Source organism: Mucilaginibacter jinjuensis (assembly GCF_028596025.1).
Lineage (GTDB): Bacteria > Bacteroidota > Bacteroidia > Sphingobacteriales > Sphingobacteriaceae > Mucilaginibacter > Mucilaginibacter jinjuensis.
The window spans coordinates 1,876,438-1,888,333 of the sequence record NZ_CP117167.1; the positions used below are offsets into that span (position 1 = coordinate 1,876,438).

Sequence of the window (11,896 nt, forward strand, 5' to 3'; positions counted from 1 at the left end):
TTTGATCTGCCCTAATTTCTGCCCCTTATTAACGTTTTTGCAAGTTGTGCAGGCAGTAGTGTTCCCCTAATTTAGGGGAAAGCAATGACAGTGCTAATGCTTCTAACATTAATAAGGGGTATAATTGGGGATAATCCGATTTTGGATAAAGAAGCAAAAGTGTAGCTGAGAAATGTTATCTCTTAAACTTCCCTTTAATAATATACCTGTTATCGCCCAGTAATATCACATGCTGAAATTTATCAATAGTATAAACCGAATCCGGCAGGTAGGTTAATGCCTCACTGGTTTCGTAAAGCAGGTTTTTTGTGTGATTGATGACGTGAATAGAAGTAACCTTACCCGCAATTTTGGTAACGGTAAGTTCTCTAGTTTTTAGGTCGGGCGTAAGGGCTTTGTAGGTGATACTATCGCCTTTGGCAGTTACAAAATAGCTTTGGCGCCATGATGGTTTATTAATATCGGATGAAGCAAATAAACCCAACTCATGCCCCCAGTTGGCAATTTTTAAATCTTTCGATTCACTTGCACCGTTATGGTTAACCGTTTTGCTGATGGTAGGATTACTACGGTTTAAGCGTGCAGAATCAGCCTGTATAAAACCTTTCAGGTCGAAATATTTATACTGGCTTTTATTTTCTTTTACATTGGGGCGGCAAGCTACCAATGCGCTGCAAATAAAAAAAGAATAGCAGATGGCGAACCATCTGCTATGTAATTTATACAAGTACATTACCTGTCATTTCCTCAGGGATATCAACTCCCAGTATAGTAAGTACAGTAGGGGCAATGTCGCCCAGTTTACCGTCTTTTACTTGTTTAACATCTTTATCAATTATAATACAAGGCACCAAATTAGTGGTGTGCGCTGTATTTGGCGATCCGTCTTCGTTGATCATAAAATCGGCATTACCGTGATCGGCAATGATGATGAATGAGTAACCGTTTTTTAAACCGGTTTCTACAACTGCTTTGGTAGTGGCATCAACAGTTTCGGCAGCTTTAACTACAGCTTCGAAAACGCCTGTATGGCCAACCATATCTGTATTGGCAAAGTTAAGGCAAATAAAATCGGCCCAACCGCTTTCCAGTTCTGGTAAAATAGCATCACGGATACCTTCGGCGCTCATCTCAGGCTGCAGATCGTACGTAGCAACTTTTGGTGATGGTACTAATAAACGCTTCTCATCAGTAAATTCTTTTTCGCGGCCACCCGAGAAGAAGAAAGTTACGTGTGGATATTTCTCAGTCTCAGCAATACGGATCTGGTGTTTACCTGCATCCTGTAAAACTTCGCCCAGGGTTTTAACTAAATCATCTTTGGTGAAGATTACGTCAACGCCTTTAAACGTCTCGTCATAAGTGGTCATCGTAATATAACGCAGTTTCAACGGAACCATGTTTTGCTCATGGAACTCTTTCTGCGTTAATGCCAAAGTAATTTCGCGGCCACGGTCGGTACGGAAGTTGAAGCATAATACCACATCGCCATCTTTAATAACAGCTAATGGGTTACCATCAGCATCAGTATTCACAATCGGCTGAACGAACTCATCGGTTACGCCCTCGGCATAAGATTGTTTAACAGCGCCCAGTAAATCGGTAGTTGCTTTACCGGTACCGTGCACCATTAGGTCGTAAGCCAGTTTAACGCGCTCCCAGCGGTTATCGCGGTCCATGGCATAATAGCGGCCAATAGCTGATACAATTTTAACCGAAGTACCTTTAATATGATCTTCCAGATCGGCGATGTAACCGGCACCTGCATTAGGGTCGGTATCGCGGCCATCTAAAAAGGCATGGATAAATACTTTCTTCAAACCAAATTCGCCGGCTGCATCGCAAAGGCCTTTTACGTGTTTAATATGTGAGTGTACGCCACCGTCTGATACCAGGCCGATGAAGTGTACATCTTTGTTATTTGCTTTAGCATAATCAAAAGCCGATTTAATTACGGCGTTTGTTGGCAGTTCGTGATCGTCAACCGCTTTGTGTATACGGCCAAGCTCCTGGTAAACTACACGGCCTGCACCCAGGTTCATGTGCCCTACTTCAGAGTTACCCATTTGCCCGTCTGGTAAACCAACAGCCATACCCGAAGCTTCGAGCTTTGAGTTAGGGTAGGTTTTAATCAATTCGTCGAAAAACGGAGTTTCGGCATTAAATATAGCGTCTGATTTGTCGCGACGGCCGTATCCCCAGCCATCAAGAATCAATAAAGCGAGTTTTTTTTGTTGTTCCACGGTGCAAATATAATTTTTATGTTGGTTTAGTTGATTAAGTTGAGTGGTTGATTGGGTTAAGTGGTTGTTAAAATAACAAAACTGTTACGGCAATCAGGCTGAAACTTAATTAACTAAACCTAACTTAATCAACAAATCAACCTTAAGAAACTTATTCAACTAAAAATCAAACTAAATTATTGTCAATTGTTTTTACTTTTGATCTTTTAATACCACTATTTTGGATAAGGAACTCGTAGACCCATTTATAAAAAACGCCCTTGCAGAAGATGTAGGCGATGGCGACCACACATCATTAGCAACCATTTTACCCGGCACACAGGGTAAAGCCCGCTTAATTGTAAAAGATACCGGCATTTTAGCAGGGGTTGAACTGGCTGTAGAAATATGCCATATTGTTGACCCTGAGCTAAAGGTTGAAATATTTTTACAAGATGGCGCATCTGTAAAACCGGGCGATATAGCCTTTAATTTGGAAGGCAGTGTACACAGTATATTAAAGGCAGAGCGTTTGATACTAAATTGTATGCAGCGTATGTCGGGCATTGCAACACGTACCAATCAGATTGTAAAAATGCTGGCGGGCACAGGTACTAAAGTTTTGGATACCCGTAAAACCACACCTGGGGTACGTTACCTCGAGAAATGGGCCGTTAAAATCGGCGGTGGCGTTAACCATCGTTTTGGTTTGTATGATATGATATTGATTAAGGATAATCATGTGGATTATTCGGGCGGTATCAGTAATGCTATTAACAACACCCACCAATATTTAAAAGAGCAGAATAAAGACTTACAGATAGAAATTGAGGTACGGAATCTTGAAGAACTGGAAGAAGTTTTACGTGTAGGCGGTGTTGACCGTATTTTGCTCGATAATTTTAAGCCACAGGTTTTACAACAAGCCCTTGCCATGAACGAAGGCCGTTATATTACCGAAGCATCGGGTGGTATAACTATTGATAATATTATGGATTATGCATCGGCCGGTGTTGATTATATTTCGATAGGTGCGCTAACCCATTCTGTTAACAGTTTAGACCTGAGCTTAAAAGCTATTAAAGAATGAACAACTTAATTACTAACATATCTTTTAGTAATATTGTGGTGAAATGATATCTGTTTATTCTATTTCAGTGCTTATTCTGGCTTATTTGTTTGGCTCTATACCAACTGCAGTATGGATAGGCCAGGCATTTTATGGCATCGATATCAGGGAGTATGGCAGTGGTAATGCAGGCGCTACCAACACCTTTAGGGTATTGGGTAAAAAAGCCGGTATCCCTGTTATGCTTATTGATATATTAAAGGGATGGACTGCTACTAATCTGGCCTATTTTATACCCATGTATATGGTGGGTAACCATAACTCTATTGTATTTACCAATTACGAGCTTGCCTTTGGTATAGCGGCTGTAATGGGCCATTTGTTCCCGATTTTTGCCGGGTTTAGGGGCGGTAAAGGTATTGCTACTTTGTTTGGTATGGTTTTGGCTGTTCACTTACAGGCTGCCTTGCTGTGCGTAGGGGTGTTTATAGTAGTATTACTAATAACACGCTATGTATCTTTAGGTTCTATTATGGCTGGTTTTACATATCCTATTGCTGTAGCATTTGTTTTCCCGGTATCTATAAGGGCTGTGGTAATATATGGCATGTGTATGTGTGTGCTTATACTGGTAACACACCAAAAAAATATAGAACGTTTATTGAAAGGCAAGGAGTCGAAAGTTAACCTGTTTAAGAAAAAAGCAACTGCCTGACCTAAATGAAGAAACTAAACTTTTGGGGTGCAATGGCAATAGCTGTTGCACTTTTTTCATGTTCAACCGTGCCGATTACGGGGCGCAAACAATTTAATGTAGTAAGCGATGCCGAGATTAACCAGTCGGCCGCTGCCAGTTATCGCCAGTTATTGAGCGATCCTAAAACTAAGGTTGTAGCCAGCACTGCAGATGCACAACGTGTACAAAGAGTGGGCAACCAACTGGCTACTGCCATTCAGCGTTATTTACAGCAAAATGGTTATGCCAACCAGTATAATTTCGATTGGCAGTTTACACTGATACAAAGCAGCGAAGTAAACGCCTGGTGTATGCCCGGTGGTAAAGTTGCCGTTTATAGCGGCATTTTACCTTATACCAAAGACGATGCCGGGCTGGCAACTGTACTGGGCCACGAAATTGGCCATGCCATAGCGCATCACTCGGCCGAGCGGGTTTCGCAGCAATATGTAGCGCAGGGAGTAGGTACCGCCATTGGGGTAGGTGCAGCAAACTCTTCATCGGCTACATTGGGTATTATTAACCAGCTTTATGGTGTGGGCGGTTCATTGGTTTTGTTGAAATATTCGCGTAATCAGGAATCCGAAGCTGACAGGTTAGGTTTGACCTTTATGGCTATGGCCGGCTACGATCCGCATAATGCAGTTGATTTCTGGAAACGGATGGCTGCTTCAAATACCAGCAGTAATACACCTGAATTTTTGAGCACGCACCCGGCAGATGCTACCCGTATTGCAGCCATACAGAATGCAATACCGGAGGCTATGAAATATTATCATCAATAATAAGTATTGGGGGAGTCTAATTAATTCTGTCCCAGTACTTCCATAATTGCTTTTACTTTCAGCAGGCATTCTTCATACTCGAAAGCTGCATCTGCATGGTAGGTGATGGCGCTGCCCGCTTGAAAAGATAAGTACTTTTCTATCTCATTATAAAGGATACTGCGGATCACTACATTGAAATCAAAATCACCATCGGGACTAAAATAGCCTACTGCACCTGAATATACACCACGTTTGGTTCGTTCATAATGTTCCATCAGTTGCATGGCGCTTACTTTGGGTGCACCAGTCATGCTGCCCATTGGGAAAGTGTTTCTGAGGGCTTTTACAGTGCTGATATGCTGATCCAGTTCGCAAACCACAGTAGAAATCATTTGGTGAACTTGTTTGAAGCTATAGATGCCGAAGAGCTCTTCAACTTTAACAGTTCCCGCAACAGCCGATCGCGTCAGATCATTACGAACCAGATCTACAATCATTACGTTTTCCTGCTGCTCTTTAGGGTTGCTGCGTAATTGTTGGATAATAACGTTGTCGCTTGCTTCATCCAAGCCACGTTTTGCGGTACCCTTAATAGGCTGGGAGATGAGTTTGTTATCACGTTTAGCTAAAAAACGCTCGGGCGAAGCACAGATAATGTATTGTTGATGATATTTGAAAAAACAAGCAAACGGGTTAGGGGAAGCTTCGTTTAATTTTTGAAATATATGAACCGGATTGATTGAAGCATCTTCCGCATAAAACTCCTGACAAAAATTGGTAACGTAAATATCGCCGCGGTTAATGTGGGCTTTAATTTCGTTTACAGTGTCAATATATTCTGTTCTGTTAAAACGGGTTTGGATGTTTACAGATGTTGATACTTCTTCTTTAGGTTGAAACGCATTGATTGTCTGAAAGATTATTTCTGCATCGTCAGACTGGATATCCACCTCATCCCCATTAATAATAATTAGATGTTGCGGTACGAAGAAATACAGATCAGGAAATTGTAAATGATCCGGATTAGCAGAATTTACAGCTTCAATCTCATTCTTTAAATCATAACCTAAAAAGCCGGTCATCCATTCGTTATGCTGAGCTTTGAAATTGGCTAAGGCTTCGAATGCATTCCCACTTTGTGCCGTAACTTCTGACCTTGTACCGATAGCTATTAATGTATCAAACTTGGAATAAGAATCTTTGAAATTATTAGAATCGAGATAACAGCATACATCAAAAGTTGAGCCCCAGTGCAGGGCGTTTTGTTTAAATTGATGGATGTTATTGGGATGGAAGATCACGGTGCAAAAATAGTAAAGGCCGGGCAAAGCCGGCCTTGTTACATTATAATATTATTTGTGTCATTGCGAGGTACGAAGTAATCCCCGACTATGCAGTTCAAACTCTACAGTGCGGCTCTGTAAGTAGGGGATTGCTTCGCTATCGCTCGCAATGACGGTGTTGTTATTTCTTAGTGCAATACTAAAGTCTGCTTTCTATCCGGGCCTACTGATAAATACTTAACAGGAACGCCTAACTCGGCCTCTAAAAACTCGATATATGCATTTAATTTGGCAGGGATTTCAGAAAGCTCAGTGATACTTGTCAGGTCTTCGTTCCAACCATCAATTTCTTTGTAAACCGGGATTGGCATAATTGAGCAAATGTCGTAAGGCATGTAGTCAATCACTTCGCCATTATAGTTGTAGTGGGTACAAGCATAGATATTGTCGAAACCGCTTAATACATCAGCCTTGGTCATTACCAGTTCGGTAACGCCGTTAAGCATAATGGCGTATTTTAAAGCTGGAAGATCAATCCAACCGGTACGGCGTGGGCGACCAGTAGTAGCACCAAACTCATGGCCGATTTTGCGCAGTTCTTCACCAACTTCGTTATCCAACTCGGTAGGGAAAGGGCCACCGCCAACACGGGTACAATATGCTTTGAAGATACCAATCACTTCGCCAATCTGGCGAGGAGCAATACCTAAACCGGTACAAGCACCTGCAGCAGTTGTATTTGATGAAGTAACAAAAGGATATGAGCCAAAATCAATATCCAGCATGGCGCCTTGTGCACCTTCTGCCAATACCTTTTTGCCTTCTTTAATATAGTTGTTAACCAAATGCTCAGAATCAACCAGTGGGAATTGTTTAATCAATTCAATGGCTTCAAAAAATAAAGCTTCACGCTCGCTAAAATCAGGGACCTCACCATATAAAGCTTGTAGCATAGAAGTATGCTTGTCGGCCAGTTTCTGGTAACGCTCTTTAAAATCAGGCAAAGTAATATCGCCAATACGCAAACCATTACGGCCGGTTTTATCCATATAAGTTGGGCCGATACCTTTTAAAGTTGAACCAATTTTGCCTTCGCCCATTTTCTTTTCAGAAGCGGCGTCTAACAACTGGTGGGTCGGGATAATCAAATGTGCTTTTTTAGCAATCTGCAGGTTCTTTTTAGCCAGCAAATCGTGGCCTGCATCTTTCAGCTTGTCCAGCTCTTTTTTCAGAGTGATTGGATCGATCACCACACCATTACCAATCAAGTTCATGGTATTCTCGAAGAAAATACCTGAAGGGATGGTGTTCAGTACAAACTTTTTACCATCAAACTCAAGGGTATGCCCTGCATTCGGTCCACCCTGAAAACGGGCAATCAGGTCGTAACCAGCACTTAATACGTCAACAATTTTTCCCTTGCCTTCGTCGCCCCATTGGAGGCCTAATAAAACATCAACAGCCATTATTTTTAAATAATTCTTTACTAAAAAAAGCGCACGTCATGCCGAACTTGTTTCGGCATCCCACACGCTGGGTTATCCCGTTTGCCTATCAATAGCCGACTCGTACTAAGTCTACCTTTCTGATGGGATGCCGATCCCAACAGAAGTCGGGACGGCATGACGGGTGGATTACTGGATATTATCAAATTAAAAATACCCTGGCTTAAAGCCACGCAAAGGTATCATCATCAATGTATTTATTGGTATAAAATTTAAAAAGCTTAGTGAACCTAAGCTTTATTCAAATTAAGTTTATCCTTTAAGATACCTTTCTGTCGCAGAAACCTTCTCTTAATTTGGTACAGTTTCCGTATAAATTTAAAGAGTGGTGTTTGATCTCAAATTTAAGCAGATCGCCCATCATGCTTTGGATTTGCTGAATTCGGGGGTCGCAAAACTCAACCACTTTACCGCAATCAATACAGATAATATGATCGTGTTGCTTGTAACCGTACGATTTTTCGAACTGGGCCATGTTTTTACCAAACTGGTGCTTGGTAACCAAATCGCACGATACCAATAGCTCTAATGTATTGTATACCGTGGCACGGCTTACGCGATACTTCTTGTTTTTCATGTGGATATATAATGATTCCACATCAAAATGATCGCTTCTGGAATAAATTTCTTCAAGTATGGCAAAGCGCTCGGGGGTTTTCCTGAGGCTTTTATTTTCGAGATACGCCTCGAAAATTTTTTTCACCATATCAATGGTTTCCTGCTGAGGCATAGTTAATATTTAGCAGTTCAAAGGTATTAATTATTTTGTTAATGCGTGTGGTTATTGAGTTATTAGGTTACTAAGTTATTGGGTTTCTGCTATTACATAACAACCAATAACCTAATAACTCAATAACTAATTTACGAGGCTTTCTCCACCGCCGGGGCCGAATCGAAACGGGTTACCGAGGTTATTCCTTTTACGGTTTTTAGGCGTTTAATGAGGTTGTCCAAATGCTCACGGTCATTTACGTAAACCATAATGGTACCTTCAAAAATACCGTTATCGCTATCAACTGTAATAGAACGCATGTTTACTTTAAAGTCGTGCGAAATCACGGTGGTTAACTTGTTGATTAAGCCAACATCATCGATACCGGTAATGCGCAAGCCTGTTAAAAATGCCAGTTCGTGCTGGTTAGTCCAACGGGCTTTAACTACGCGGTAACCATAGTTACTCATTAACTTGGTGGCATTAGGGCAGTTGGTGCGGTGGATTTTAATACCATCATTAATGGTAATAAAGCCAAACACGTCATCGCCGGGGATAGGGTTACAGCAGTTAGCCAGCTTGTAGTCTATCTTCTGCATATCTTCACCAATCAGCAGTATGTCACTGTCTTTGGTTTTGATATTGCGAAGTAAGCTTTGTACCTGATCGTTCTCAATTTTGTCCTGTGGTTTGTTCTCAACGCTCTTTTCAGAGATTTGATACTCCTTCAGGTCTTTCATATCGATCAACCCTTTGGCCACGTTGTAAAACAAATCCTGGGTTGAACCGAGTTTGAAATAATAGCTCAGTTTATGAATATTCTCGGAGTTGTAAGTGATCTTTAATGATTTCAGTTTACGCTCCAATATCTCTTTACCGTCTTCGGCAATTTTACGTTTCTCTTCTTTTAAGGCTGATTTAATTTTGGCTTTGGCCTTGGCAGTAACTACAAAGTTTAGCCAGTCCTCCTTCGGTGTTTGCTTGCTCGAAGTGATGATCTCTACCTGATCACCATTTTGCAGTTTATAGCTTAGCGGTACCAGTTTATGGTTTACCTTTGCACCAATACAGCTTGCACCCACATCAGAGTGGATCTCAAAAGCAAAATCCAGCGCGGTGGCATTCAGTGGTAATTGCAGCAATGCTCCCTTAGGCGTAAAAATGAAGATCTCGTCAGAGAAGAGGTTCATTTTAAAATCATCCAAAAAGTCTAAAGCATTACTATCCGGGTTGCGCAACATTTCGCGCACTTTGTGGATCCATTGATCGAGGCCGTTGTCAGATGACGATTCTTTATATTTCCAGTGTGCCGCGAAACCTTTCTCGGCTATCTCATTCATCCGTTTGGTACGGATCTGCACTTCTACCCATTGCCCGCGAGGACCCATCACGGTAGTATGAAGTGATTCGTAGCCGTTTACTTTAGGTGATGAGATCCAATCGCGCAAACGATCAGGATTTGGGCGGTACTCGTCGGTAACAATAGAATAAGCTTTCCAGCACTCCGATTTTTCATTTTCGGGCTGGCTGTCCAACACAATACGGATGGCAAACAAATCGTAAACCTCTTCAAAAGGGATCGACTTATTTTTCATCTTATTCCAGATGGAGTGGATGGATTTCGGCCTGCCGAAAACTTCTGCATCCAATCCCTGCACCTGTAAGGTCTTTTTTATCGGCTCAATAAAATCACGAATAAAGCGCTCGCGCTCTGCCTTTTTCTCATTGAGCTTATTTTTAATGAACTGGTAGGTTTCGCTTTCCATGTATTTCATAGAAAGGTCTTCCAGTTCAGATTTTATGGCGTATAAACCCAGGCGGTGGGCAAGGGGTGCGTAAAGATAAACCGTTTCAGACGAAAGCTTCAGTTGCTTATCGCGCGGCATAAACTCCATCGTCCGCATGTTGTGCAGGCGGTCGGCAAGTTTGATTAGAATTACCCGCACATCATCTGCCAGGGTAAGCAACATCTTGCGGAAATTCTCTGCCTGTAGCGAACTGTTCGTATCAAACACACCCGATATTTTAGTCAAGCCATCGATGATCTTGGCTACTTTTTTACCAAACTCACGTTCAATATCATCAAGCGAAACATCGGTATCTTCAACCACATCATGCAGTAAAGCGCATACGATAGAAGTTGTACCTAAGCCAATTTCTTCGGCAGCTATCTGGGCAACGGCAATGGGGTGGTATATGTAAGGCTCGCCGGATTTACGGCGCATATCCTTATGGCTTTCGAGGGCCATATCAAAAGCAAGACGGATGAGGCGTTTATCGCCTTTTTGCATGGTAGGCTTACAGGCACGCAGCAGGGCACGGTATCTTTTCAGAATCTCATTTTTCTCCGCTTCCAGGTCAATCACTAATTCTTTCATAATACTGCGCAGCTCCTAATATATAACAGGTAACACAAAAAATAATTATAGGTTATGTTGAAAATCACAAAAAAATTGCATTAATTTTGTTAATAGTAAATATATGAAATATTTTGCGTTTTTACTTCTAATGTGTGGTTTTGCGGTTGTTTGTAATGCACAAACTGACCTGCCTCACCCTAAATTAGGAAAAAATGATACAATAAAAACATATATGACCGTGCTCGACGGTGAACTGGTACCCTGGGTGGTTACGCCTGAGGTAAAAATTGTTGATACCCGCATCTTCGCCAGTGAAGCTGATCGCCAGGCTTATTACCGTTTAAGATATAACGTAATGAAAGTACTGCCTTATGCTAAATACGCAGGCGAACGTTATGCTCAGTTACAACGCGATCTGGCTTCGACAGCTGACAAGAGCAAGCAGAAAGAGATGATCAAATTGTGTGAAGACCAGATCAAAAATTTGTTCAATACACAAATTAAAAACCTGACTATTACGCAGGGCGAAGTTTTAATTAAACTGGTAAGCCGCGAAACACATAGTACCAGCTTTGCTATGGCGAAGGATTTGAAAGGCGGTTTTCATGCCTTTATGTACCAGAGTGTGGCCCGTATTTTTGGCCATAATTTGAAAGAAGAATACGATCCATCTACCGAACGCGATATAGAAACCATTTTGCACGAAGCAGGTTATACCTCATCTTTGTACTAATGGACAACAGCAATATCTACCAGTTTAGCGTTAAACAGCTAAATGGTGAAGAAGTAAGCCTCGATCGATACCAAAATAAAGTTTTATTGATTGTAAATACAGCCTCGCAATGTGGTTTTACACCACAATTGGCCGACCTGGTTGAGCTGAAAAAGTCTTTATTAGGTAAAGATTTCGAAATTTTGGCCTTCCCGTCAAATGATTTTGGCGGTCAGGAACCTTTAGAAGGTGAAGCCATAGCTACCTTTTGCGAACGCTTTGATACCAATTTTCCGCTGTTTGATAAAATACGCGTAAGGGGTACTTATGCTGACCCGCTTTACCAGTTTTTGTCTACCAAAAAACAAAATGGCAGGGTGAATGCTGCCCCAAGATGGAACTTCCATAAATACCTGGTTGATAAAAATGGCAAGGTGGTTGATTTCTTTTACCCCTTTACCAAGCCAGGCGCTTCTAAAATAAAAAAGAAGATAGCTCATTTACTGGCGCAATAATTTTTGAATTTCTTT

General features: G+C 41.5%; 11 protein-coding genes. 5 read left to right on the top strand and 6 right to left on the bottom strand.

Going from position 1 to position 11,896, the window contains the following annotated elements; all coding sequences use genetic code 11:
- Positions 1-175: 175 nt before the first annotated feature.
- Positions 176-733: a hypothetical protein gene (locus PQO05_RS08495; protein WP_273632275.1), complete on the bottom strand. Its 558-nt coding sequence runs from the start codon at positions 731-733 to the stop codon at positions 176-178.
- A complete protein-coding gene (gpmI, locus tag PQO05_RS08500) occupies positions 720-2,243 on the bottom strand; it encodes a 2,3-bisphosphoglycerate-independent phosphoglycerate mutase (protein WP_273632276.1) in 1,524 nt (507 codons plus the stop codon). Before gpmI ends, PQO05_RS08495 begins: the two co-directional genes overlap by 14 nt.
- Positions 2,244-2,463: 220 nt before the next feature.
- Here gpmI and nadC point away from each other — a divergent pair, with 220 nt between their 5' ends.
- Genes nadC through PQO05_RS08515 form a run of 3 tightly spaced genes read left to right on the top strand, consistent with a single transcriptional unit; the run spans position 2,464 to position 4,812 of the window.
- Complete coding sequence (gene nadC, locus PQO05_RS08505; RefSeq protein WP_273632277.1) at positions 2,464-3,312, top strand: carboxylating nicotinate-nucleotide diphosphorylase; 849 nt, start codon at positions 2,464-2,466, stop codon at positions 3,310-3,312.
- 43 nt (positions 3,313-3,355) lie between these two features.
- Positions 3,356-4,006, top strand: coding sequence for a glycerol-3-phosphate 1-O-acyltransferase PlsY (gene plsY, locus PQO05_RS08510; RefSeq protein ID WP_273632278.1), 651 nt, complete (start codon positions 3,356-3,358; stop codon positions 4,004-4,006).
- Between the two features lie 5 nt (positions 4,007-4,011).
- Positions 4,012-4,812: a M48 family metallopeptidase gene (locus tag PQO05_RS08515; RefSeq protein WP_273632279.1), complete on the top strand. Its 801-nt coding sequence runs from the start codon at positions 4,012-4,014 to the stop codon at positions 4,810-4,812.
- Between the two features lie 20 nt (positions 4,813-4,832).
- On the opposite strand, the gene PQO05_RS08520 is transcribed toward PQO05_RS08515, so the two are convergent.
- The 4 genes from PQO05_RS08520 to PQO05_RS08535 all read right to left on the bottom strand — a co-directional run bounded on the left by PQO05_RS08520 (position 4,833) and on the right by PQO05_RS08535 (position 10,672).
- Complete coding sequence (locus PQO05_RS08520) at positions 4,833-6,095, bottom strand: anthranilate synthase component I family protein (protein WP_273632280.1); 1,263 nt, start codon at positions 6,093-6,095, stop codon at positions 4,833-4,835.
- 170 nt (positions 6,096-6,265) lie between these two features.
- Complete coding sequence (locus tag PQO05_RS08525; protein WP_273632281.1) at positions 6,266-7,543, bottom strand: adenylosuccinate synthase; 1,278 nt, start codon at positions 7,541-7,543, stop codon at positions 6,266-6,268.
- 298 nt (positions 7,544-7,841) lie between these two features.
- Complete coding sequence (locus PQO05_RS08530; protein ID WP_273632282.1) at positions 7,842-8,312, bottom strand: Fur family transcriptional regulator; 471 nt, start codon at positions 8,310-8,312, stop codon at positions 7,842-7,844.
- Positions 8,313-8,443: 131 nt separating this feature from the next.
- Positions 8,444-10,672 (bottom strand): RelA/SpoT family protein, encoded by a 2,229-nt coding sequence (locus tag PQO05_RS08535; RefSeq protein WP_273632283.1) that lies wholly within the window; start codon positions 10,670-10,672, stop codon positions 8,444-8,446.
- 103 nt (positions 10,673-10,775) lie between these two features.
- Here PQO05_RS08535 and PQO05_RS08540 point away from each other — a divergent pair, with 103 nt between their 5' ends.
- On the top strand, positions 10,776-11,387 hold the full coding sequence (locus tag PQO05_RS08540; RefSeq protein WP_273632284.1) for a DUF4294 domain-containing protein: 612 nt from the start codon (positions 10,776-10,778) through the stop codon (positions 11,385-11,387).
- Positions 11,387-11,881 (top strand): glutathione peroxidase, encoded by a 495-nt coding sequence (locus PQO05_RS08545; RefSeq protein ID WP_273632285.1) that lies wholly within the window; start codon positions 11,387-11,389, stop codon positions 11,879-11,881. The genes PQO05_RS08540 and PQO05_RS08545 overlap by 1 nt, the downstream gene beginning before the upstream one ends.
- The last annotated feature ends 15 nt before the right edge of the window (positions 11,882-11,896 follow it).

Bases quoted from the DNA above. Each gene is read 5' to 3' on its own strand.
- plsY (WP_273632278.1), top strand. From the start codon at position 3,356: ATGATATCTGTTTATTCTATTTCAGTGCTTATTCTGGCTTATTTGTTT.
- PQO05_RS08515 (WP_273632279.1), top strand. From the start codon at position 4,012: ATGAAGAAACTAAACTTTTGGGGTGCAATGGCAATAGCTGTTGCACTT.
- PQO05_RS08525 (WP_273632281.1), bottom strand. From the start codon at position 7,543: ATGGCTGTTGATGTTTTATTAGGCCTCCAATGGGGCGACGAAGGCAAG.
- PQO05_RS08535 (WP_273632283.1), bottom strand. From the start codon at position 10,672: ATGAAAGAATTAGTGATTGACCTGGAAGCGGAGAAAAATGAGATTCTG.
- PQO05_RS08545 (WP_273632285.1), top strand. From the start codon at position 11,387: ATGGACAACAGCAATATCTACCAGTTTAGCGTTAAACAGCTAAATGGT.
- PQO05_RS08540 (WP_273632284.1), top strand. From the start codon at position 10,776: ATGAAATATTTTGCGTTTTTACTTCTAATGTGTGGTTTTGCGGTTGTT.
- PQO05_RS08530 (WP_273632282.1), bottom strand. From the start codon at position 8,312: ATGCCTCAGCAGGAAACCATTGATATGGTGAAAAAAATTTTCGAGGCG.
- PQO05_RS08495 (WP_273632275.1), bottom strand. From the start codon at position 733: ATGTACTTGTATAAATTACATAGCAGATGGTTCGCCATCTGCTATTCT.